Origin of the sequence: Sinorhizobium alkalisoli (assembly GCF_008932245.1) — a bacterium.
GTDB classification, from domain to species: domain Bacteria; phylum Pseudomonadota; class Alphaproteobacteria; order Rhizobiales; family Rhizobiaceae; genus Sinorhizobium; species Sinorhizobium alkalisoli.
The window spans coordinates 2,845,719-2,868,519 of sequence record NZ_CP034909.1; the positions used below are offsets into that span (position 1 = coordinate 2,845,719).

The 22,801-nt window shown below is 62.8% G+C and carries 20 protein-coding genes; 8 read left to right on the forward strand and 12 right to left on the reverse strand.

What is annotated here, in order from left to right; all coding sequences use genetic code 11:
- Nucleotides 1-47: 47 nt before the first annotated feature.
- From EKH55_RS13775 to EKH55_RS13795, 4 genes are all read right to left on the reverse strand, one after another.
- On the reverse strand, nt 48-257 hold the full coding sequence (locus tag EKH55_RS13775; RefSeq protein WP_069459073.1) for a hypothetical protein: 210 nt from the start codon (nt 255-257) through the stop codon (nt 48-50).
- 1 nt (nt 258) lies between these two features.
- On the reverse strand, nt 259-957 hold the full coding sequence (locus tag EKH55_RS13780) for a GNAT family N-acetyltransferase (protein ID WP_151611604.1): 699 nt from the start codon (nt 955-957) through the stop codon (nt 259-261).
- Nucleotides 958-1,179: 222 nt separating this feature from the next.
- The gene (locus EKH55_RS13790) at nt 1,180-1,884 is read right to left on the reverse strand and encodes a tellurite resistance TerB family protein (protein ID WP_069459071.1); all 705 of its coding nucleotides are present in this window, start codon (nt 1,882-1,884) and stop codon (nt 1,180-1,182) included.
- Nucleotides 1,885-2,032: 148 nt separating this feature from the next.
- Nucleotides 2,033-2,671 (reverse strand): 2-dehydro-3-deoxy-phosphogluconate aldolase, encoded by a 639-nt coding sequence (locus EKH55_RS13795; protein ID WP_151611605.1) that lies wholly within the window; start codon nt 2,669-2,671, stop codon nt 2,033-2,035.
- 201 nt (nt 2,672-2,872) lie between these two features.
- Between EKH55_RS13795 and EKH55_RS13800 the strand changes: the two genes are divergently transcribed.
- The 3 genes from EKH55_RS13800 to trhO all read left to right on the forward strand — a co-directional run bounded on the left by EKH55_RS13800 (nt 2,873) and on the right by trhO (nt 5,315).
- Nucleotides 2,873-3,346: a CYTH domain-containing protein gene (locus EKH55_RS13800; protein ID WP_151611606.1), complete on the forward strand. Its 474-nt coding sequence runs from the start codon at nt 2,873-2,875 to the stop codon at nt 3,344-3,346.
- On the forward strand, nt 3,343-4,251 hold the full coding sequence (locus EKH55_RS13805) for a CHAD domain-containing protein (RefSeq protein WP_151611607.1): 909 nt from the start codon (nt 3,343-3,345) through the stop codon (nt 4,249-4,251). The genes EKH55_RS13800 and EKH55_RS13805 overlap by 4 nt, the downstream gene beginning before the upstream one ends.
- A gap of 119 nt (nt 4,252-4,370) precedes the next feature.
- The gene (trhO, locus tag EKH55_RS13810) at nt 4,371-5,315 is read left to right on the forward strand and encodes an oxygen-dependent tRNA uridine(34) hydroxylase TrhO (RefSeq protein WP_151611608.1); all 945 of its coding nucleotides are present in this window, start codon (nt 4,371-4,373) and stop codon (nt 5,313-5,315) included.
- A gap of 91 nt (nt 5,316-5,406) precedes the next feature.
- Here trhO and EKH55_RS13815 read toward each other — a convergent pair whose 3' ends face one another.
- The 8 genes from EKH55_RS13815 to EKH55_RS13850 form a co-directional block, all read right to left on the reverse strand.
- Nucleotides 5,407-6,780, reverse strand: coding sequence for a GH1 family beta-glucosidase (locus EKH55_RS13815; protein ID WP_151611609.1), 1,374 nt, complete (start codon nt 6,778-6,780; stop codon nt 5,407-5,409).
- A gap of 143 nt (nt 6,781-6,923) precedes the next feature.
- On the reverse strand, nt 6,924-8,108 hold the full coding sequence (locus tag EKH55_RS13820) for a Gfo/Idh/MocA family protein (RefSeq protein WP_069459065.1): 1,185 nt from the start codon (nt 8,106-8,108) through the stop codon (nt 6,924-6,926).
- A 209-nt stretch (nt 8,109-8,317) separates the two neighbouring features.
- Nucleotides 8,318-9,370: a sugar phosphate isomerase/epimerase family protein gene (locus EKH55_RS13825; RefSeq protein WP_151611610.1), complete on the reverse strand. Its 1,053-nt coding sequence runs from the start codon at nt 9,368-9,370 to the stop codon at nt 8,318-8,320.
- Nucleotides 9,371-9,602: 232 nt separating this feature from the next.
- Nucleotides 9,603-10,913, reverse strand: coding sequence for a xylose isomerase (xylA, locus tag EKH55_RS13830; protein WP_151611611.1), 1,311 nt, complete (start codon nt 10,911-10,913; stop codon nt 9,603-9,605).
- Nucleotides 10,914-11,025: 112 nt separating this feature from the next.
- The gene (xylB, locus tag EKH55_RS13835) at nt 11,026-12,480 is read right to left on the reverse strand and encodes a xylulokinase (RefSeq protein WP_069459062.1); all 1,455 of its coding nucleotides are present in this window, start codon (nt 12,478-12,480) and stop codon (nt 11,026-11,028) included.
- 10 nt (nt 12,481-12,490) lie between these two features.
- Nucleotides 12,491-13,528 carry a LacI family DNA-binding transcriptional regulator gene (locus EKH55_RS13840; RefSeq protein ID WP_069459061.1) on the reverse strand — a complete coding sequence of 346 codons (1,038 nt, stop codon included), beginning with the start codon at nt 13,526-13,528 and terminating at the stop codon, nt 12,491-12,493.
- Nucleotides 13,529-13,822: 294 nt separating this feature from the next.
- Entirely contained in the window at nt 13,823-15,409 is a 1,587-nt protein-coding gene (locus EKH55_RS13845; RefSeq protein WP_151611612.1) for a DHA2 family efflux MFS transporter permease subunit, read from the reverse strand.
- Between the two features lie 23 nt (nt 15,410-15,432).
- A complete protein-coding gene (locus EKH55_RS13850; protein ID WP_151611613.1) occupies nt 15,433-16,644 on the reverse strand; it encodes an HlyD family secretion protein in 1,212 nt (403 codons plus the stop codon).
- A 241-nt stretch (nt 16,645-16,885) separates the two neighbouring features.
- On the opposite strand from EKH55_RS13850, the gene EKH55_RS13855 reads away from it, so the two are divergent.
- The 5 genes from EKH55_RS13855 to lysS all read left to right on the forward strand — a co-directional run bounded on the left by EKH55_RS13855 (nt 16,886) and on the right by lysS (nt 22,770).
- Complete coding sequence (locus EKH55_RS13855) at nt 16,886-17,581, forward strand: TetR/AcrR family transcriptional regulator (protein WP_069459058.1); 696 nt, start codon at nt 16,886-16,888, stop codon at nt 17,579-17,581.
- Between the two features lie 109 nt (nt 17,582-17,690).
- A complete protein-coding gene (locus EKH55_RS13860) occupies nt 17,691-18,530 on the forward strand; it encodes an AraC family transcriptional regulator (protein ID WP_151611614.1) in 840 nt (279 codons plus the stop codon).
- 147 nt (nt 18,531-18,677) lie between these two features.
- Nucleotides 18,678-19,430, forward strand: coding sequence for a TerC family protein (locus EKH55_RS13865; RefSeq protein ID WP_069459056.1), 753 nt, complete (start codon nt 18,678-18,680; stop codon nt 19,428-19,430).
- Between the two features lie 375 nt (nt 19,431-19,805).
- On the forward strand, nt 19,806-21,263 hold the full coding sequence (gene gltX / locus EKH55_RS13870; protein WP_151611615.1) for a glutamate--tRNA ligase: 1,458 nt from the start codon (nt 19,806-19,808) through the stop codon (nt 21,261-21,263).
- 10 nt (nt 21,264-21,273) lie between these two features.
- On the forward strand, nt 21,274-22,770 hold the full coding sequence (gene lysS, locus EKH55_RS13875) for a lysine--tRNA ligase (RefSeq protein ID WP_151611616.1): 1,497 nt from the start codon (nt 21,274-21,276) through the stop codon (nt 22,768-22,770).
- The last annotated feature ends 31 nt before the right edge of the window (nt 22,771-22,801 follow it).

Consider the following 22,801-nt stretch of genomic DNA (forward strand, 5'->3'; position numbering starts at 1 on the left):
ACAGCGCCGCGCGTCTGAAAAAGACGCGCGGCGCTGTAACAGCAAGTTCACTGTCCGCGCCGACGCTGGTGGCGGGCGCGCAGCCAGAAGATCAGGAAGAAGGCGAGCACGAAAAGGGCGCCGAAGCCGGCGGCGAGCCAGGGCGAGATGTCGCCCAGCCGCAGCATGATCGAAGGCAGGGCGAAGAAGCCGGTGCCGACGACGACGAGAATGATCGCCGCCGCGATTGCCGGAGATTTTTCTTTCTTGTCGGCCATGTCACGCCTGCTCCTTTGCCGAAAGCTCCGCGCGGATATCCTCGAGACGCCGCCGCTGGCGCCCCTCGCCGTCGAAATTGTCAGGCGACAGCCAGTCTTCGAAGGCGGCCCTGATGAGCGGCCATTCGCAGTCGATCATCGAGTACCATGCCGTGTCGCGATTGGCGTGCTTGGAAACCATGTGCTGGCGGAAAATGCCCTCGAAGGTGAAGCCGAGCCGTAGTGCCGCGGCGCGGCTCCGCTGGTTCTCGCTGTGGCATTTCCACTCGTAGCGGCGATAGCCGAGATTCTCGAAGGCGTGTCGCGCCAACAGGTATTGCGCTTCCGTCGAGAGGGCCGAGCGGGCCATGGCGGGCCCATGTGCAATACCGCCGACCTCCACCACGCCGTTGGTCGGGTCGGCGCGCATATAGTTCGCCATGCCGACGATCTTGTCCGTCGCCCGATCGCGAAACACCTCCGTGATCCAGCCGGCTTTCGTCTGCACGGCAGAGAGCCAGTCCTCGAAGGCCGCGATGCCGGAAAAATCATCCTGCGTGAAATATTTAAGCAACGGATTGATCGCCAGACCACCAAACGCGTCATGCCAGAGCGCCTCGAGATGCGTCGCGCGGTCGTAGGGCTCCACGCGCACGTAGCGCCCGTCGATCGTCACCGGCTGCGGCGCCGGGCAGGCCGTCCAATGGGCAAGATCACGCATCGATTTCTCCCGCTTTGCATTTGCCTCGCAATACAGCGCCGCGCGTCTTGTTAGACGCGCAAAGGTCGCTGTAGCATTTTGAATTGCTGCATGTCTTTGCTCTTTAATTGAGGTCGATCAAACGAGACATGCAGTAGGACGGACGCCGATCGACGGCAAATTCAAAGTCGTGATGCATCCGACAAGCGAACCGGATGGCGCCTCTGATTCGCCGACATCGCTTCAGACGGGAAGTTTCGCCGCAGATACGGTGGCTTCGATATGGTCGACGAGCGCATCGGCAAGACCAAGCCGGCCGGCCAGCAGATCGAGGTAACCGCGCTCGGCCCGGCTTTCCGGCTCGATCGCAAGGCGCGAGGCGGTATAAATCTCCACCCTTTTTTCCTCCGTCGTCCCGGCGGCAATGATCGCGTCGAGATCGACCGGGTTTACCAACTCGCTTTCGAGGAAGGCGGCCGCCTCTGCCGAAAGGCCGGAAACGGACAGCTTGTCCATGATACGGCCCCGCTCAGACTCGTCGATATGTCCATCGGCCCGGGCAGCAGCAATCATTGCGCGGACGAGGACCAGGGCGAAGTCATCGCTCACCGCCTCCGGCGCGACGAAGCCGGAATCGGCCGGCGGCGCCGGCAATTGCGCGGGCGCCGGGGTGGCGGGCTCGGCCGCGGGCGCCTGGCCCGCCTGATACTTCTTGTAGGCCTGGTATCCGAGGCCGGCGATCGCCGCCAGGCCGCCGAGAGCCACCGCATTGCCGGCCAGATTTCGGCCGGACTTGGTGCCTAGGAGGACCGCCGCGATCGCACCCGTTGCCAAGGGATTGTCCTTGGCGAGCTTCGTCACCTGGTCCGCGCGGTCGCGAACCGTGCCGCCGGCACCGGGCACCTGCGATCCCAGGAACTGATCCAGCAATTTCTTCGCGTCGAACATCGGCCTCGCTCCTTATGGGTTTGGCTGGGACGCTTTCAGCGTTCCCATCCCGCTCCGGTCGGCGGAGAGAGACATAGGAACCTTGCCGGCAAAATACAAACACCCGAGGAAGAGGATGGACCGCCTCCGGCCTTCCAGGCAAGCTGCGTCAAGCCTTCAGTGCAGCTGCCTCCGCGGCGAGCTTGGTGATTCCAGCCCAGTCACCCTTGGCTACGAGGTCCTTCGGCGCCACCCAGGAACCGCCGACGCAGACGACGTTCGGCAACGAGAGGTATTCGCATGCATTGGCGAGCGAGATGCCGCCGGTCGGGCAGAACAGGCTGCCAGCGAGCGGCGAAGAAAGCGACTTCAGATAGGCAGCGCCCCCGGCCTGTTCGGCGGGGAAGAACTTCATCACTTCATAGCCTTCCTCGCGAAGGCCCATCACTTCGCTGGCCGTTGCCGCACCGGGCAGCAGCGGCACTTCGTGGTCATTGGCGACATCGATCAGTTCCTGTGTCGTGCCGGGGCTGACGATGAATTGCGACCCAGCCTCGACGGCCGCTTCGAACTGCGCCGCATTGAGGATAGTTCCGGCGCCCGCAACCGCGCCTTCGACTTCATCTGCCACCGCGCGGATCGCCTCGAGGGCCGCCGGCGTACGCAACGTGATCTCGATCGCCTTGAGGCCGCCGGCAACCAGCGCCCGAGCGAGCGGTACGGCGGTCGCCGCATCATCGATCACCAAGACCGGTACCACCGGTTGCAGCTTGAGGATGGAAAGAAGCCTGTCGGTCTTGACGCTCATGCCCGCCGTCCTTTTAAAACGATTGAATCCTGCCCTTCGAATACTCCGCCCGCCTGTCATTGTCGACCCCAAAGCTGCACCGCACCCACCACCCTGATGAAGCAGACGATAAAATATCATCCACGACAAAGAGATGGCTTGAGCCGGACCGATTAGACGCTAGTCTTGCCGTAAGGGACCTCTCAAGACCGGCAGGCTTCCATGGCTAAGGAGATCGAACGAAAATTCCTGGTCGCGTCCGACGGCTGGAAACACCACGCCGACAAGGGTATCAGGCTTCGGCAGGCCTATATCGTGACCATGGCGGATCGCTCGGTGCGGGTCCGCATCCACGGCAACAAATGGGCGCGCCTCACCGTGAAGATCGGCAAATCCTCGCTCGTTCGAAATGAATACGAATATGATCTGCCGATGGACGACGCCCGCGAGTTGCTGGGCCAGGCGGTCGGCCTCGTCATCGAGAAGCGGCGCTTTCGCGTGCCGCACAAGGGTTTCACCTGGGAGGTCGACGTCTACGAGGGCGCGCTCGGGGGACTCGTCGTCGCCGAGGTGGAAATGAAGCGGGAATCGGATCTGCCCGCCTTGCCCGTCTGGGTGGGGCGGGAGATCACCGGCGACCGCCGCTATTCCAACCAGGCGCTCGCCACTGAAGGGGTCCTGGTGGCTCAGCCATGACCTATGCCTTCGACCCTGCCCATCCCTTCACGGAAGACTTCCGCGCGATCGCGGCCGAGCAGATCGGGTGCGCATTGGCGGTGCTGGAGGAGCAGCCGGCAGGCATGCATGAGGCGATCCACGACGCTCGCAAGAACTTCAAGCGTCTGCGAGCCCTCTACCGTTTGGTGGCCTGCGACGCGGCGCTCTTCCAGAAGCAGGAAAACGCCCGCATTCGGGAAATGGCGCGGAATCTGTCGATCGTGCGCGATGCGGCCGCGCTTGTCGAAAACGCCAATTACCTGCGTGCGCATGCGGCAAGTGAGGAGCAGCAGGTCGCTCTGGATAAGGTCTGCGCGATCCTGGCGATCCGCCGCGACAGGATCGCTGCAGAGGAAACCGATCTCGAGCGAAAAATCTGCGCGACAATCGCCGGCTGCGAAGCGGCGCTTGCGGCACTCGCGCGCGTGTCGTTCCATGATGGCAGGCGAAAATCGGCCGCCCGCCTGGAAAAGGGCTGGCGGCGCACGCTGAAACGCGCGGCGCGCGCGAGGTCTGCCTGCGAAACGGGCACCGACGCCGTGCTCTTTCACGAGTTGCGCAAGCGTGCCCAGGACTATCGGATGCATCTCGCCCTCCTCAGGGAAGTGTGGCCATCAGCCATGCAGGCAAAGCGGTCAGACACCAAGGAATTGGTCGACCTGCTCGGCCACCTGAACGACCTCTCCACCCTGACGTCGCTCATCGACGAAGAGCCGGAGATCGCCGGCGACAGTCAGAACCAGACACATCTCCTTTCAGCCGTAATCGCCCGCCAGGAAGAACTTCGTCAGGAGGCTCTGCAGCGGGCGCAAGCCGTCTTTTTCGACGCGCCGGAGCGGGAGAGCCGGACGGTCGGATTACTCTGGCTCGAGGCGGGACGGTAGCTTCTTTTGCCTCTCATCCGGCCTCCCCGCCATCTTCCCCCCGTTTGCAGGGGAGCGGCGATCACAGGCGCTATTCGCCGCAATTGCGCCGGAGGCCCGAAAGCTGTATTTGCCTGCCCATGAACGACACCTTCACGACACCGCGCCCGGAGACGCAAGGCCAATTTCTCGTGGCCGCGCTCTATCACTTCGTTTCCTTTGCGCGCTTCGCCGAATTCCGCGGACCGCTGCAGGTCGTCTGCGATGAAAACGGGATCAAGGGCACGCTGCTCATCGCCCGGGAGGGCATCAACGGCACGATCGCCGGCAGCGAGAAAGGAATCGCCGCGGTGCTCGCCTTTCTGCGCGCGCAGCCCGAATTCGCCCGCCTCGAGCACAAGGAGAGCCGGGCCTCGTCCATGCCCTTCCTGCGCATGAAGGTGCGCCTGAAGAAGGAGATCGTCACCATGGGCGTCGAGAACATTGACCCCAATCGGGTGGTCGGCACCTATGTGGAGCCGAGGGACTGGAACGCGTTGATCTCCGATCCCGAGACGCTCGTCATCGATACGCGCAACGACTACGAAACCGCGATCGGCCTCTTCCGCGGCGCCGTCGACCCGAAGACGAAGAGCTTCCGGGAGTTTCCCGATTGGGTACGCAACCATGGTGGGCTGCACAACAAGCCGAAGATCGCCATGTACTGCACCGGCGGCATACGCTGCGAGAAGGCGACCGCCTTCATGAAGGAACAGGGCTTCGAGGAGGTCTACCATCTCAAGGGCGGCATTCTCAAATATCTCGAGGAAATCCCGTTGGAGGAGAGCCTCTGGGACGGCGCCTGCTTCGTCTTCGACGAGCGCGTTTCGGTCACCCACGGCCTTCAGGAAGGCGAGCACACGCTCTGCCATGCCTGCCGCCAGCCCTTGACGCCCGAAGACCTGTTCTCGCCTCTCCACGAAGAAGGCGTCTCCTGTGTGCATTGTCACGACGAGCGCAGCGAGGAGGATCGCGAGCGCTACCGGGAACGAAAGCGGCAGATCGCCCTGGCGAAGAAGCGCGGAGATAGGCATCTGGGGAACTGAACCGAACGACGACCTTCCCGAGCCGTTCAGGTGCGCATGCAGTAATTCAAAGTGCTACAGCGCGTCTAATAAGACCCGCGGCGCTGTAGTGTCACACAGCCCTATGGTTGCCCTTCGGGAACCGCTCCGCCAGTTCCTGGTACCAGTAACCGCTCTTCTTGATCGTTCGCGCCTGCGTCTCGTAATCGATATGGACGATGCCGAAGCGCATGCGATAGCCTTCGGCCCATTCGAAATTGTCCATGAGGCTCCAGGCGAAATAGCCGCGCATGGGATATCCCTTGGCGATAAGGTCTGCCGTCACCGCCAGGTGGTCGGCGATGTAATCGAGCCGCGGCTGGTCGTCGACAGCGCCTTTCTCGACGCCCATGTTGTAGCAGGCGCCGTTTTCGGTGATGTAGCAGTCGGGGAGCGCATAACGGGCGTTCAGCGTTTCGACCAGAGTGCCGAGCGCCGGCGCGAAGACCTCCCAGCCGATATCCGTCTTCACCTCGCTGACCGGCTTGCTACTGACCGTGGCCGGATATTCGGCACCCGGGGCGGGGTCCTGCGAGACGCGCATCGGCGTGTAATAATTGAGCCCCCACCAGTCGAGGGGCTGTGCGATCGTCGCCATGTCGCCGTCTTCGATCGGCGGCATGCGGGAACCGAGCGCCGCCAGGAAGCCCTCCGGGTACTCGCCCTTGAAGACCGGATCGAAGAAGACGCCATTGTGGAAATCGAAAGCACGTTCGGCCGCAGCCTTGTCCTCGGCGCTGTCGCTGCCGGGATAGACCGAATGAGCGTTGATGACCATGCCGACCGGCAGTTCCGGCCGTTCCGAGCGGATTGCTCCGACGCCGAGGCCGTGGGCGAGATTGGTAAAATGCAGTGCGGCAAGCGCCGCATCCATGTTGCGCTCGCCCGGCGCATGGATACCGTAAAGATGTCCGAGCCAGACGGAGCACCAGGGCTCGTTGAAGGTCGCCACCGCGTGAAGCCGGTCGCCGAGACGGGCGATCACCGTCTTGGCATAACGCTGATAGGCATAGGCGGTGGTCCGCGCTGTCCAGCCGCCGTCGCCCATCAGCGCCAGTGGCAGGTCCCAGTGGTAAAGTGTGGCAAAGGCCTTGATGCCGCGGGCCCTCAGGCCGTCGACGAGCCGATCGTAGAAGTCGAGCCCCCTCTCGTTGACCGGTCCCGTGCCTTCCGGAATGATGCGTGGCCAGGCGATCGAAAAGCGATAGGCCTCGACGCCGAGGCTCTTGATCAGGTCGAGGTCCTGCTCCAGCCGATTGTAGTGATCGCAGGCGATGTCGCCGTTGTGGCGCCCGAAAACACGGCCGGGCATATTGGAAAAGGCATCCCAGATCGACGGCTTGCGTCCGTCCGCCTTGCTGGCGCCCTCGATCTGGAAGGAAGCTGTGGCAACGCCGAAGACAAAGTCGCCCGGGAAGCGCTCTGCGAGTTTCCTGGCTTCGATCATGCTCATCATCCTTGCTCTGGCAGCGGCGTCCGGCCGACAAGCCGTGGCCGCCGCTGCGCCTCTTCTATTCCGACCACCGCCTGAAGCGACAGTGGCAAATGTCAACCCGCGACGGAAGGGTTGCCCCTCCCATCGCCCGGGCCTCAAACCTTTATCCAGGCGCCGTTGCGCTTCGAGGAGCGAACGCAGGCGTCGACAAAGACCATGCCCTTCATACCGTCGTCGATTGTCGGATAAGTGACGGCCGGGTCCACCGTTTCGCCGTTGCCCCTGGCATGGATCGCCCGCGCCGCTTCCGTATAGATATTGGCAAAGGCTTCGAGATAGCCTTCCGGATGGCCCGAAGGAATACGCGATGCTCGGGCAGCCGCCGGTGATGCACCCGCACCGGCGCGGGTCAGCAGGCGCTTCGGCTCGCCGAAGGGCGTGTACCAGAGATAATTGGGGTCCTTCTGCGTCCATTCGAGACCGCCCTTGCTGCCATAGACGCGCAGCATCAGCCCATTTTCGTTACCGGGCGCCACCTGGCTGCACCAGAGCATGCCTTTTGCGCGCGCGCCGTCCTTCTCCTTGAAGCGCAGCATCACATGGGCGTTGTCGTCGAGCTGACGGCCGGGAACGAAACTGTCGAGATCGGCGGAAAGCTCGTCCAGTTCCAGCCCCGATACGAAGCAGCCGAGATTATACGCGTGAGTGCCGATATCGCCGGTCGAGCCGCCGACGCCGGAGCGCGCCGGATCCGTCCGCCATGCCGCCTGTTTCTGGCCGGACTGCTCGATGCTCTCGGTCAGCCAGTCCTGCGGGTATTCCATGTGGACGAGGCGGACGGCGCCGATCTCCCCATTCGCGATCATCTCGCGCGCCTGCCGCACCATCGGATAGCCGGTGTAGTTATGCGTCAGGACGAAGAGCGCATCGCTTTCGTCCGCCGCCTGCTTGAGCTTCTTCGCATCGGCAAGTGTCGAGGTCAGCGGCTTGTCGCAGATCACGTGAATGCCGCGCTTCAGAAATTCCTTGGCGGCGGCATAATGCACGTGATTGGGCGTGACGATCGCCACCGCCTCGATGCCGTTCTTCAGCTTCGCCTCGCGGATCGCCATTTCCTTGAAATCGGAATAGACGCGCGAGGGGTCTAGGCCGAGCTCGCGGCCCGAGGCCTGGGCCTTGTCCGGCGTCGACGACAGAGCGCCGGCGACCAACTCATAGTGACCGTCGAGCCGAGCGGCGATGCGATGCACCGCGCCGATGAAGGCGCCGGAGCCGCCGCCCACCATGCCGAGACGGATGCGCTTCTGATGAGTTTCCGTGCTGCTTCCCTCAACTGCCATGCGTGTTTCCTCTCCTGACCTTAGCTGTTGGGCAATACAAAGCCCCCTCCCCACCCCCTCCCCACAAGGGGGAGCGGCTTCACCTGCCGTCCGCTCCATTCATGTCCCGACGCCTTTCGGGAGTATGGATATCTTGCTGATGATGACGGCGGGAGCAGTTCGGGAAGCCCCTCCCCCTTGTGGGGAGGGGTTGGGGAGGGGTTTCCCGCTTAAATCCCCAGCATCCGCCGGTTCGCCGCCTCATCCGTGCCGCTGTCGGCGAAATCGTCGAAGGCCTTTTCGGTGACGTGGATGATGTGCGCCTTGACGAACTCCGCGCCCTCGCGCGCGCCGTCCTCCGGGTGCTTCAAGGCGCATTCCCACTCAACCACAGCCCAGCCGGCGAAGTCGTTCGCCGCCATCTTCGAAAACACCGCACCGAAATCCACCTGACCGTCGCCGAGCGAACGGAAGCGGCCAGCGCGGTTGACCCAGCCCTGATAACCGCCATAGACGCCCTGCCGCCCGGTCGGATTGAACTCCGCATCCTTGACGTGAAACATCCGGATGCGGTCCTTGTAGATGTCGATATTGTCGAGATAATCGAGGCACTGCAGCACGTAGTGGGACGGATCGAAGAGCATGCAAGCGCGGGCGTGATTGCCGGTCCGTTCGAGGAACATCTCGTAGGTTATGCCGTCGTGCAAGTCCTCGCCCGGGTGGATTTCATAGCAGACGTCGACGCCGCAATCCTCCGCATGGTCGAGGATCGGTTTCCACCGCCGGGCGAGCTCGTCGAAGGCGGTTTCCACCAGGCCTGTGGGACGCTGCGGCCAAGGATAGACGAAGGGCCAGGCGAGCGCGCCGGAAAAGCTTGCCATGGCGTTGAGACCGAGGTTCTTCGAAGCCGTCAGCGCCAGCTTCACCTGCTCGACCGCCCATTCCTGGCGCGCCTTCGGATTGCCGCGAACCTCCGGTGCGGCGAAACCGTCGAAGGCCTCGTCATAGGCGGGATGCACCGCCACCAATTGGCCCTGAAGATGGGTCGAAAGCTCGGTGATCTCGACGCCGTTGTCGCGTGCCGTGCCGGTGATCTCGTCGCAATAGGTCTTCGATGCGGCTGCCTTCTTCAGGTCGAAGAGCCGGCCGTCCCAGCTCGGTACCTGCACGCCCTTGTAGTCGCAATCGGCGGCCCATTTGGTGATCGCGTCCCAGGAGTTGAACGGCGCCGCATCGCCGGCGAATTGCGCAAGAAAGAGCCCCGGTCCCTTGATGGTCCTCATGCAAATTTCCTCCCTTTTGCCTCTCTGAGAAAACCGGCGTGCCGGTCAAGTGGTGGCCGTTGAGCGCTTCGTCCCCGCAATTTCGTGACAACCGACATACCTGCAACGTTGCAGGAGCCAAAAGCTAACAGAATTTCCGTCAGGGGCAATGGGCTTCTGCCGCCTTGTGGAAAAAGAACTCGTCACGCCGGCAGGAGCGCTGACCACGCCCCTGCCAAGGGACGGATGCCCGTCAGACGTAACGGTTGACGATGTTTTCCAGAAGTTCCTGCTTGCCGGATTTGGGCTGCGGATTGAGGTCGGCCTTCAGAACCCAGGCCTCGATCTCTTCGAGCGAGAAGCCGCCCTCGAGCATCTTCTTCGCTTCGGGTACAGCCCAGCCGGCGTAACGTTTGTCGAGCGGGGCCGAGAGCGCCTTGTCCCCGATCATCTTCGCCGCCGCCTTCAGGCCGCGCGCGCAGCAATCCATGCCGCCGATATGGCCGATCAGCAGATCCTCCGGATCGATCGACTGGCGGCGCAGCTTCGCATCGAAATTGGTGCCGCCGGTCTTGAAGCCGCCGCCGGACAGGATCTGATAGTAGGCGAGCGCCATTTCCGGAACATTGTTCGGGAACTGGTCGGTATCCCAGCCGGACTGGTAATCGTTGCGGTTCATGTCGATCGAGCCGAAGATGCCGAGCGCATTGGCAAGTGCCAGTTCGTGCTCGAACGAGTGGCCGGCGAGGATCGCGTGGCCCTGCTCGATATTCACCTTCACCTCGTTTTCGAGGCCGTATTTCTTCAGGAAGCCGTAGACGGTCGCGACGTCGTAATCGTATTGGTGCTTTGTCGGCTCCTGCGGCTTCGGCTCGATGAGGATCGTGCCCTTGAAGCCGATCTTGTGCTTGTATTCGACGACGAGATTTAAAAAGCGGCCGAGTTGGTCGAGCTCGCGCTTCATGTCGGTGTTGAGCAGCGTCTCATATCCCTCGCGCCCGCCCCAGAGCACGTAGTTCTCGCCGCCGAGCTTTTGCGTCGCGTCGATGCAGGTCTTCACGGTCGCCGCCGCGAAGGCGAAGACGTCCGGGTCGGGATTGGTCGCGGCACCGCCCATATAGCGGCGGTTCGAGAAGAGGTTCGCGGTACCCCAAAGCAGCTTTACCCCGCTGTCCGCCTGCTTCCTGGCGAAATAGTCGACGATCTCATTGAGGTTGCTGGTGTTCTCGGCAAAGTTCCGGCCCTCCGGGCGCACATCCGCGTCATGGAAGCAGTAGTAGGGCGTGCCGAGCAACTGGAAGAACTCGAAGGCAACGTCGGCCTTGAGCTTCGCCGCTTCCATCGTGTCCTTGAACCATGGACGCTCGAAGGTCTGTCCGCCGAAGGGATCGCCGCCCGGCCAGACGAATGTGTGCCAGTAGGCGACGGCGAAGCGCAGATGCTCCTCCATCCGCTTGCCAAGGACGATCTCGTCCGGATTGTAGTGACGGAAGGCAAGCGGATTGGTGCTTTCCGGCCCTTCATATTTGATCTTGGCGATATCGCCGAAAAAACCCGTGTTCACGGCTGGCTCCTCTCATGGACTCTGCAATGCCGGCTCTGTCCGGCCGTCTGGTGGAAAGGTAATCGTTTACAGTCCCTCGGGTGACCGGCACCGGCCGGCTGTGCCTGGCTCGTTACATCGTCGCTCCCTTGATTGCGGGGTAAAGCCGACGGTAGCGCCGGTAGGCGTCTTCATAGGCCGGCACCAGCGAGGCGTCGGGCGCGATCGTTTCCGCCGTCTCGGGCGCCGTGCAGACAGAAAACGCATCCGCGCCGGTCGCGGCGATCAGACCGAGCCGCGCCGAGCCAAACGCCGCACCGAAATCGCCATCGGCCGGTAGGTCGACCGGCAGGTCGAGCGCCGTCGCGATCGATTTCAGCCAATAGCGGGAGCGGGAGCCGCCGCCGATCGCAGTGACGCGGGAAAGCAACGTGCCGGCCGACCGCAAGGCTTCCAGGCTGTCGCGAATCGCAAAGGAAACGCCTTCGAGCACCGCCTGCGTCAGCACCGCTCGCGAGCTCTCGTGCCCAAGGCCGGCAAAGGCGCCGCGGATCGCCGCGTCGTTGTGCGGCGTGCGCTCTCCGGAGAGATAGGGAAGGAAGGTGACCGAACCGGGCGCCTTGAGCTCATCGCCAAGCTCTGCGGTGAGATCCGCCGCGCTCCTGCCGGTTACGCCCGCATGCCAGTTCAGCGCGTCGGTCGCCGAAAGTATGACGCCCATCTGATGCCATGTGTTGGGCAGCGCATGGCAGAAGGCATGAACGGCGCTTTCCGGATTGGGGAGATAGCGGGCGTTGGCGGAAAAGAGCACGCCGGACGTTCCGAGCGAGACGAAAGCATCCCCCTCGCCGACGGTGCCCATGCCGCAGGCAGACGCCGCATTGTCGCCGGCGCCGCCGGCCACGACGACGTTCTGGCCCATGCCCCAGCGGCTCGCAAGTTCCGGCCTCAAGGCGCCGGCCCCTTCGGTCCCCTCGACGAGGCTCGGCATCTGCCGCTCCTCGAGGTATGTGGCGGCAAGCAGACTCTCGGACCACCGGCGCTTGCCCGTGTCGAGCCACGACGTGCCGGCGGAATCCGACATTTCCGACATGTGCTCGCCGGTCAGCCACAGGCGGAGATAGTCCTTGGGCAGCAGGACCCAGCGCAGCTGCGCGAAGATCTCCGGCTCGTTTTCCCGCACCCAGGCGAGCTTCGGCGCGGTGAAGCCGGGAAAGACAATGTTGCCGGTGAGCGCGCGGAACTGCGGGTCGCTGTCGAGTTCGGCTGCTTCGGCGTAGCTGCGGGTGTCGTTCCAGAGTATGCACGGCCGAAGCACGGCGTCATGCTTGTCGAGAAGCGTTGCGCCGTGCATCTGGCCGGACAAGCCGATCCCGCGGACGGCGGCAAGCGCCTGTGAATGGGCCGCCTTGAGCCCGCCGATCGCCTCGTCAGCCGCACGGATCCAGTCGGCGGGATCCTGTTCCGACCAGCCGGGACGCGGGCGAGACACGTCGAGACCGGCCGAGGCGGAACCGACGATGCGCTGGTCGTCATCGATCAGCATCGCCTTGACGCCGGAGGTACCGAGATCCAGTCCGAGATACATGGGTATCCTCCTAAGCCTGCCCGTTCGGCAGATTGTCCTTCAGGAATATATCGATGCGGATGCGTTCCTGCGCCGCAATCACCGGCAGGCCGTCCGCCTTGGCCTTGAGGACGCGGATCGCGCTCCTGACCTCGTGGCCGGCATCCTGGTTGAGGATCACGTCGATCGTTCCGGAGACAAGCGCGGCGCGGCTATAGGGGGTCAGTTCGTGTGCAACCACGCAGATCGTTTCCGCCTTGCCCGCCGTCTCGAGCGCCGCGACGAGACCGCGATTGCCGGCGCCGAGACTATAGATGCCGGCAAGATCCGGCTGCGCAGCGAGAAGCGCCGCGACCAGCTTCTGGGCGAGCACCGCATCGTCCTGGCCCTCGATTACCGGCAGCAGCGCGCGGGCGCCGAAATGGTCGCGCATCACCGCATGAAAGCCTTCAAGCCGATCCCTGTGATCGCGCACGAGCATGGAGCCGGCCAGCACGGCGACCGGTCCTTCGCGGCTGCCGAGAAAGCGTCCGATCAGATTGCCGGCCGTGCGCCCGGCGGCGATATTGTCGATGCCGGCGAAATGATCGCGCGCCGAACCCGGCAGATCCGAGACGAGAGTCACAACGGCAATACCGTCGTCGCGAAGACGTTTCACCGCCGCGGTCACTTCTGGCGCATCGATAGCGACGACGGCAACGCCTGCCGGCTGTCGCCGATGCGCCTCTTCGAGTGCCTCCGCCAACGCCTGCGGATTGAAGGCCGGTACCGACAGAATGGTGATCTCCGTGCGCTCCGCCGCCGAGCGGGCGATCGCCGCCCTGACTTCGACCTCCAGGCCGCGCATGAAGGAGTTGTCGCCCGCCGGAACGATGAAAACCAGCGGATAGGTGCGGCCCTTTGCAAGGTTCGCTGCCGTGACGTCGCGTACGTAGCCAAGCGTTTCGATCGCCCGCTCGACCTTGTCGCGCGTCACGGCCCGGACGCCCGGACGCTTGTTCAGCACCCGGTCGACGGTGGCCAGGCTGACGCCCGCTTCGGCGGCGATATCGTGAACGGTTGGGCGCATCTTCTCCTCCTCGGGAATCCCCTTAGAGGAATTTCTGATGTACGTAAATCAAAAATGTATTGAGGGCGCCATTGGCAGGAGGGGATGGTTCAATACAAAAACGCCCGCAACGAGTTTGACACTCTTGCACCGTGGTGGCCCCTCACGCTTGTCCCGCAAAAGGCAACGGAACGGGAGCACAACGGCCACCATTCTCTCCGCCAACGCCTAGCACAGGCAAAGAGCGGCTGGAAAGTTGCCGCATCTCCCTCCGCCCTATGCGGGGTAGCTGGGCGGATGAGGGATTCGTAGCCTTTAATGCCCGCCGCCGGTGCTGCCATCCTGCGGTTTGCTGATCATCAGGACGCCGGTGATCATCACCAGGAAGAGTGCGGTCAAAAGCAGGAATATGTCGCCGAACGACATGATCGCCGCCTGTTGCTGCACCATGGCGGCCAGTTGCTTGACGGCGGCGGTCGTGCCGTCAAGGCCATAGGCGTCGAAATTCGCCGCCATGCTGTTGAGGCGATCCACCGCCTCGGGATTGCCCCATTGAACGTGCTCGGCAAGTCGGGCGTGATGGAAATCCTGCCGCGCTGTCAGGATCGTATTGATGATCGCAAGTCCGACGGCGCCGCCGAGATTGCGCGTCAGATTAAAGAGACCGGAGGCATTGCGGACGCGCTCGGGCGGCAACGTACCGAGCGCGATATTGTTGATCGGCACCATGCAGAGCATCAGCGAGCAACCGCGCAGGATCTGCGGCACGAACAGTTCCCAGAAGTCCCAGTCCGCGGTCAAATGGCCCATCATCCAGGTGCCCGCCGCGAATCCCGCAAAGCCGATCCCCATCATCAGTCTGGGATCGAGGCGCCCCGCCAGGAAACCTGCGACCGGCGCGGTGAAGAACATGGCGAGGCCCGAGACGAACATGGTCTCGCCGATCATCAGCGAATCATAACCGCGTATCCGGCCGAGGTAGAGCGGATAGAGATAGGTGAGTCCGTAGAGACCGATGCCCATGACGAAGGAGAAGAGTGAGCCGAATGTGAAGTTGCGGTTGGCGAAGGCCCTGAGATCGACCACAGGAAATTCCGCCGCGAATGCCCGGTGGAAGAACACAAGGGCACCGAGCGCGGCCGCGACCGCGCCCATGACGATATGTGTGTCATTGAACCAATCATTGGCGTTGCCTTCCTCCAGCACGTATTCGAGCGAGCCCAGAAAGATTGCCATCGAAAGAAGGCCCCACCAGTCGAACTTCTTCATCAGTCCCAGTTCCGGCTTGTCGAAGTCGATGAAGGTCCAGGTCAGCGACGCAACGATGATGCCGGGAATGACATTGACGAGGAACAGCCAGTGCCAGGAAAAGGCGTGGCTCAGATAGCCGCCGACCGTCGGGCCGATGGTGGGCGCCAACGTCGCGATCAGCCCGATGATTGGCGAGACGACGTTGCGCTTCGACGGCGGGAAGATGGTAAAGGCGGCGGCAAAGACCGAGGGAATCATGCCCCCGCCGATAAAGCCCTGGATCGCACGGTAGACGATCATCTGCTCTATGTTGGTAGCGGTCGCGGCGAGTGCGCTAGCCGCCGTGAAACCGGCGGCGGCGACGGAAAAGAGCACGCGCGTCGAAACGATGCGGGCGAGTGTGCCCGACAGCGGGATCATGATGACTTCGGCGATCAGATAGGCAGTCTGCACCCATCCGATCTCGTCCGAGCCGGCGGAGAGCCCCGCCTGGATTTCGGCAAGTGAGGCCGAAACGATCTGGATGTCGAGGATCGCCATGAACATGCCGACCACCATAGCCAGGAAAGCGATCAGCCGCCGCGGGTCCATGCGTTCTTCCGCGCCGACGGCGCGTGCCGCCACGACGCCCGCTGCTGCCGTTGCCGCCATCCTGGGCACTCCTCGCTTGTCGCTTACTTCGCCTCGGCGACCGTCGCGCCTTTCGGGGCCGTTCGGGTATCGACGTCGACAACGACGCTCAGCCCCGCGCGCAGATTGCCCTTGGCGAGCGCATCGGCCGGCAGCGTGATGCGGACCGGGACGCGCTGGGTGATCTTGGTGAAGTTGCCCGTGGCGTTTTCCGCCGGCAGCAGTGAGAAGACCGCGCCGGAGGCCGGCGAAATCGACGCGACGGTGCCTTCGATGGAGTGCCCGTCATAGGCGTCGACATGGATCTGGACCTTGGAACCCGGCACCAGATCCGCAATCTGCGTTTCCTTGAAATTGGCGTCGATATAGAGCGCGTTTACCGGCACGAGCGCCGCAAGGCGCTGTCCTGCGGAAACGAGGTCGCCGACCTGGACCGCGACATTGCCGACGACACCGTCATAGGGCGCCTTCAGCACGGTGAAGGCGAGGTCGCGGTTCGCCTTGTCGCGCGCAAGTTCAAGCGATCGGATGGTGCTCTCCGCTTCCTGGCGCTGCGCCTGGAGCACGGTGATATTAGCCTGGGCCGCGGCGATATTGGCATCCGCGCCGACGAGGTTCGCGCGTGCTTGGTCCAGTGCAACCTGTGCGCTGTCGCGAGCGGCGTCGGTCCCGAAGTCCTTTGACTGCAGATCGCTGGCTCGCTTCTGCGCCAGTTCTGCGCCCCTGAGCGCCGCCTCGAAGGATTCCTTCTGCGCTTGCGCCTGGTTGAGGCTTGCCTTCGCGCCGGCGATCTGCGCGTCGAAGCGGCTGAGCGCCAGCTTCTGCGTCAAAATCTGCGCCTCGGCCTGCTCGGCCGCGATGCGATAGTCGCCATCGTCGAGCGTGACGAGCGAGGCGCCGGCCTTCACGTGCTGGTTGGCGACGACATTGACCTTGGCGACATAGCCAGACACCTTTGGCGAGATGGTGGCGATATCCGCCTCGATATAGGCGTCGTCGGTCGTGACCATGAAGCGGCCGTTCGTCCACCAGTCATAGCCATACCAGCCGCCCGCCGCGAGCAACGCGAGGCCCAGAACCGGAAGTATCGGGTTTCGGCGCTTCTTCTGAGGCGCTGCCGTATCGGTCGATGGCCGTCCCCTCGCCGACGCCGCTTCGCCGCTCGGAGCCTCGACCTTGCCGGTGAGGTCCTTGACTTCGAAGTCATCGTCGACGGGACGGACGCGGGCAGCGCTCGAGATGCTGTTGCTGGACATGGGGACACCGGTCTGAATGAATGATTGCTAAAATTGACTGAACCGTTCGGTTCGATGTCGCTTGACATAGGGCCTTTGTCGCCGCATATCAAGTGCAAATCGAACCGATCGGTTCGAAAAACAAAGTGGTAAGAGGCGCCGACCGCTCAGTACCCCTTTCTTTTTATTGGATCCGATCGCGCCTATGGTTTTTGGATCGGCTCCAGAAACCAACGCGAAGCAGTGGAGAAGCCCGGCAATCATGAAGCCATCGAACAGCGACCAGCAGGAAAGGCATCCGCAGGAGCAGGAACAGCCGTCCACGAGCGGCGGCCGGCGACCCGCCGGCGCGGATCCGGTGAAGCGCGAGCAGATTCTCGAGGGCGCCAAACGCGTTTTCATGCGCAGCAACTTCGATGCAGCCAGTATGAACGACATTACCCGCGAGGCTGGCGTCTCAAAGGGCACTCTCTATGTCTATTTCGAGAACAAGGAAGACCTGTTCGAGGCGTTGATCGCGCGCGAGCGCAGCCGCATCGTCAGCAGCATCAAACAGTTGCTGAACGATCATGACTCCATTGAGGTCGCGCTTCACGATTTCGGCGTGGCCCTCGTGACCAGCATCACCTCCGACTACACGATCCGCGCGATGCGCACCGTGCTCGGTGTCATCGACCGAATGCCGCGGCTGGCACAACGCTTCTTCACCGCTACGCCGGAAAACGGCTATACCGTCCTGAAGTCCTATCTCGACCGGCAGGTGGCCAAGGGCATGCTGTCGATCGACGATACGGAGCTGGCAGCGAAACAGTTCATCGAGCTCTCCATGGCCGGCCTCTTCAAGGGCCGCCTCTTCGGCATGTGCGACGCGGTTCCGGCCGCACAGTTGGAAAAGAACGTGAGCTCAGCCATCCGCGTCTTCATGGCCGCCTATGGGCAGAAATCGCAAACCGGCTGAAACGGCACCCCGGGACACGCAGCGCCATTCTCGTCCAATCCCGCAATTGCGATCAAACGTGTCCGCCTGCGAGGCCGTATCAGCTGGATCGTCTGCCACGGGAGTGAACATGAGTGCCATCGGACGGGCGATCTGGTTCATTGAAAGCCATTTCGCCAGAGATATATCGCTGGAGCAGATTGCCGAGGCCGCCGGGCTGTCGCGCTATCATTTGTCGCGCGTCTTCGGCCTTGCGACCGGTCGTTCGATCAGCACCTATATCCGCGGGCGCCGCCTGAGCGGGGCGGCACGCCTCCTCGCCGACGGCAACTCGACCATTCTCGAGGTGGCCCTCGATGCGGGCTACGGCTCGCACGAGGCCTTCACCCGTGCCTTTCGCGAGCAATTCGGCGTGACTCCCGAATCCATCCGCAAGCAAGGGCATTTTCGCAACATCGAACTGATGGAGCCCATCAGAATGGACGACACACGCACCCTGAAAATCGACGCGCCGCGCTTCGAGGATGGCCCCGCGCTTCTCCTCGCCGGCCTGGCGGAGACTTATACCTACAATCGCACCGAGGGCATCCCCTCCCTCTGGCAGCGCTTCAACACCTATTTCGGCAACATCCCGGGCCAACGCGGCAATGTCGCCTACGGCGTTTGCACCCACGCGGATGCGGCGACCGGGAGCTTCCGTTACATGGCCGCCGTCGAAGTCGAAGACGCGGACTCGCTGCCGAACGGATTTTCGACCCTGAAGCTGCCGAAGCAACGCTATGCGGTGTTCCTGCATCGAGGGCACATTTCCGCGATCTCCAACACGGCTCAACACATCTTCGGGTCTTGGTTTCCGCAATCGGGACTCGAGCATGGCCAGACCCCCGACCTCATCGAACGCTATGACGAGCGCTTCGATCCGGAAACAGGCCAGGGCGTCGTCGAGATGTGGGTACCCATAAAGGAATGAGCGCATCATGCCGCAACGCCGCCGCGAAAGGCGCGGCGGCGCTTGCGACTTTCAGAAGTATCCCTAAATACTGCGGCGATCTTGCGCGACGACGCGCCCGGAGCGGGTTCCCGCTCTGCTTTGGTCTAGGAAAGGAAAAGATCGCCGATGCAGGAAATCCTCACACTCGTCCAAAGTCCCGAGGCTTGGGTCGCCCTGGTGACGCTCATCGTCATGGAGGTCGTGCTCGGCATCGACAACCTGATCTTCATCTCGATCCTCACCAACAAGTTGCCTGCAGCCCACCGTGTCAGTGCCCGCCGCATCGGCATCGGCCTTGCGCTGATCATGCGCCTGGCACTGCTCGGAACAATCGCGTGGATCGTGCAACTGACCCAGCCGGTCTTCGAAGCCTTCGGGCACGGCTTCTCCTGGAAGGACATGATCCTGATCGCCGGCGGCCTGTTCCTTGTCTGGAAAGCGACGAAAGAAATCCACCACAGCGTCGATCCGAAAGATCACGCGGAGGATTTCATCGCCACCTCAGCGATCAACAGCTTCACCGCAGCCATCGGCCAGATTCTGCTGCTCGACCTTGTCTTCTCCGTCGACAGCATCATCACCGCTGTCGGCATGACGCCGCACCTGCCGATCATGGTGGCCGCGGTTGTCGTCGCCGTTACAGTCATGCTGCTTGCGGCAACGCCGCTCGCCAACTTCATCGAGCGGAACCCGACCATCGTGATGCTGGCGCTCGCCTTCCTGCTGATGATCGGCACCACGCTGATCGCCGAGGGCATGGGCTTCCACGTCCCGAAGGGCTATGTCTATGCGGCCATGGCATTCTCGGCGCTGGTCGAGGGGCTGAATATGATGGCCCGCAATGCTCGTCTGAAGAGGCGGGCGGAAAAGCTCCACTAGCGCATGATCCGACCGGAGTGAAACGAGGATCGACAAGATCATGCGTCAAAAAGAAAGCGTTAGAGCGCCGATCTGATCCAGGCAGATCGAAACGCGCTCTAGCCGCCCCTCGATATGGGGGTCGGCATCGCGGACCTCCATGAGAATGAGCGGGCTCCGCCGTCCCGCGGCACGATCACCGCTACCGAAGCGTCTCCTTCCGGTTTCCGTTGACAGGAGGGGCTTTCTATGGTCTCACCCCTGCCGACTGGAATTGCCCGCCGATACCGCTGGTGCGGCGCCCTTGCGGGCGTTTCCTTCCCATAAAAAAGGCGCCCCGCCTGCGGGAGTACGCTCCGGCAGAGGGCCCCAAAGCACGTCAAGACGGGCAAGACCATGGCAGATTCAGGAGTCCGGGTGCGCATCGCGCCCTCCCCCACCGGCGAACCGCATGTCGGTACCGCCTACATCGCGCTGTTCAACTATCTCTTCGCGAAGAAGCATGGCGGCGAGTTCATCCTGCGCATCGAGGACACCGATGCGACACGCTCGACGCCGGAATTCGAGAAGAAGGTGCTCGATGCCCTGGAATGGTGCGGCCTCAAGTGGTCGGAAGGTCCCGATATCGGCGGCCCCTACGGTCCCTATCGCCAGAGCGACCGCAAGGATATCTATAAGCCCTATGTCGAGAAGATCGTTGCAAACGGCCACGGCTTCCGCTGTTTCTGCACGCCCGAGCGGCTGGAAGAGATGCGCGAGGCGCAGCGCGCCGCGGGCAAGCCGCCGAAATATGACGGTCTCTGCCTCAGCCTTGCAGCCGAGGAAGTGACCTCGCGAGTCGCCGCCGGCGAGCCCCACGTCGTGCGCATGAAGATCCCGACGGAAGGCTCCTGCAAGTTCCACGACGGCGTCTACGGCGACGTCGAGATCCCGTGGGATGCGGTCGACATGCAGGTGCTGCTCAAGGCCGACGGCATGCCGACCTACCACATGGCGAACGTCGTCGACGACCACCTGATGAAGATCACCCATGTCGCGCGCGGCGAGGAATGGCTCGCCTCCGTGCCGAAGCACATCCTGATCTACCAGTATCTCGGCCTCGAACCGCCGAAGTTCATGCACCTTTCGCTTATGCGCAACGCCGACAAGTCGAAGCTGTCGAAGCGCAAGAACCCCACGTCGATCTCCTATTACACCGCGCTCGGCTACCTGCCTGAAGCGCTGATGAACTTCCTCGGCCTGTTTTTCATCCAGATCGCAGAAGGTGAAGAGCTGTTGACGGTCGACGAGTTGGCGGAGAAATTCGACCCGGAAAACCTTTCGAAGGCCGGCGCCATATTCGACGTCCAGAAGCTCGACTGGCTGAACGCCCGCTGGATCCGCGAGAAGCTTTCCGAAGAAGAATTCGCCGCCCGCGTCTTCGCCTGGGCGCGCGAGAACGACCGCCTCATGGAAGGCCTCAAGCTCTCGCAGTCGCGTATTTCCAAGCTCGGTGAACTGCCCGACCTCGCCGCCTTCCTGTTCAAGTCGGACCTCGGCCTGCAGCCCGCCGCCTTTGCCGGCGTCAAGGCTTCGCCCGAGGACATGCTGGAAATCCTGAACACGGTACAGCCGCATCTCGAGAAGATCCTCGAATGGAACAAGGAGTCGATCGAGGCGGAACTGCGCGCCGTCGCCGAAGCGACCGGCAAGAAGCTGAAGGCGATCGTCGCGCCGCTCTTCGTCGCCGTCTCAGGCTCGCAGCGCTCGCTGCCGCTCTTCGATTCAATGGAGTTGCTCGGCCGCGCGGTCGTGCGCCAGCGCCTGAAGGTGGCGTCTCAGGTCGTCGCTTCGATGGTCGGCGGCGGAAAGTAAGGACAAGACGATGAATCAGACGACTGAAAACGCCGGCCTTTCCTCCGACGCGACCGAGGTTCGCGCCCAGAAGCTGAAACTCCTGCGCGAGCAGGTCGGCGACGTCTACCCGGCGCATTTCCATCGCACCATCACCAATGCGGAACTTGCCGAAAAATACGCCGGGCTCGAACCGGAGACGGAAAGCGGCGAGACGGTAACGGTCGCCGGCCGCGTCTTCTCCTCGCGCAATTCCGGCATGTTCATCGATATCCATGACGCATCCGGCAAGATCCAGATCTTCTCGCACAAGGATACGGCGCCGGAAGAGGCGCGGGCCCTGCTCCCGATGATCGACCTCGGCGATATCATCGGCGTCACCGGCGAGGTGCGGCGCACCAAGCGGGGCGAGCTGACGGTGAACGCGAAAGAGATCACCATGCTCTGCAAGTCGCTTTTGCCGATGCCGGAGAAGTATCACGGCCTCGCCGACATCGAGACCCGCTACCGCAAGCGCTATCTCGACATCATGGTCAACGAGGAGTCCAAGCTGCGCTTTCAGCAGCGCAGCCGCATCGTCTCGAGCCTGCGCCGCTTCCTTGAGGACGAGAGCTTCATGGAAGTGGAAACGCCGATGCTGCAGCCGATCTATGGCGGTGCGACGGCCGAACCCTTCAAGACCCATCACAACACGCTGAAGCTCGACATGTATCTGCGCATCGCGCCCGAGCTTTACCTGAAGCGCGTTCTCGTTTCCGGCCTCACCGACAAGGTGTTCGAAATCAACCGCAACTTCCGCAACGAAGGCGTCTCCACCCGGCACAATCCGGAATTCACGATGATGGAGTGCTATTGGGCCTATGCGGATTACGAGGACATGATGGGCCTCGTCGAACGCATGTTCGAGGCGCTGGCGCTGGCGGTGCACGGTAAGACCGAGTTCGAATTCGGCGACAAGCAGCTCTCTTTCAAGGGACCATTCCCGCGCGTCTCCATGCCGGCGGCCGTAAAGGAGGCGACCGGCATCGATTTCCTTGCGATTAAGACCGATGAGGAAGCCCGCGAGGCCGCAAGAATGGCCGGTTTCGAGATCGAGAAGGACGCGACGTGGGGCGAAGTTCTCGCTTTCGTCTTCGAGGAAAGGGTCGAGGCGACGCTCATACAGCCCGCCCACGTCGTCCACTTCCCCAAGGATATCTCGCCCTTCGCCAAGGAAGTGCCGGGCGAGCCGCGGCTCGTGGAGCGCTTCGAGACCTATTGCAACGGCTGGGAGATCGGCAATGCCTTCTCCGAGCTCAACGATCCGGTCGAACAGCGCGCCCGCATGGTCGAGCAGATGGAACAGGCCCACGCCCGCGGCGAGACGGAAAAGACGCTCGACGAAGACTTCCTAGAAGCCATGGACCAGGGCATGCCGCCCGCCGGCGGGTTGGGGATCGGCGTCGACCGGCTCATCATGCTGCTCACCAATTCGCCGTCGATCCGCGATATCATCCTCTTCCCGGCCCGCCGCCACAAAGTCGATTGAGCGAAGCAGCAGTCGACGAAAAAGGGCGCCT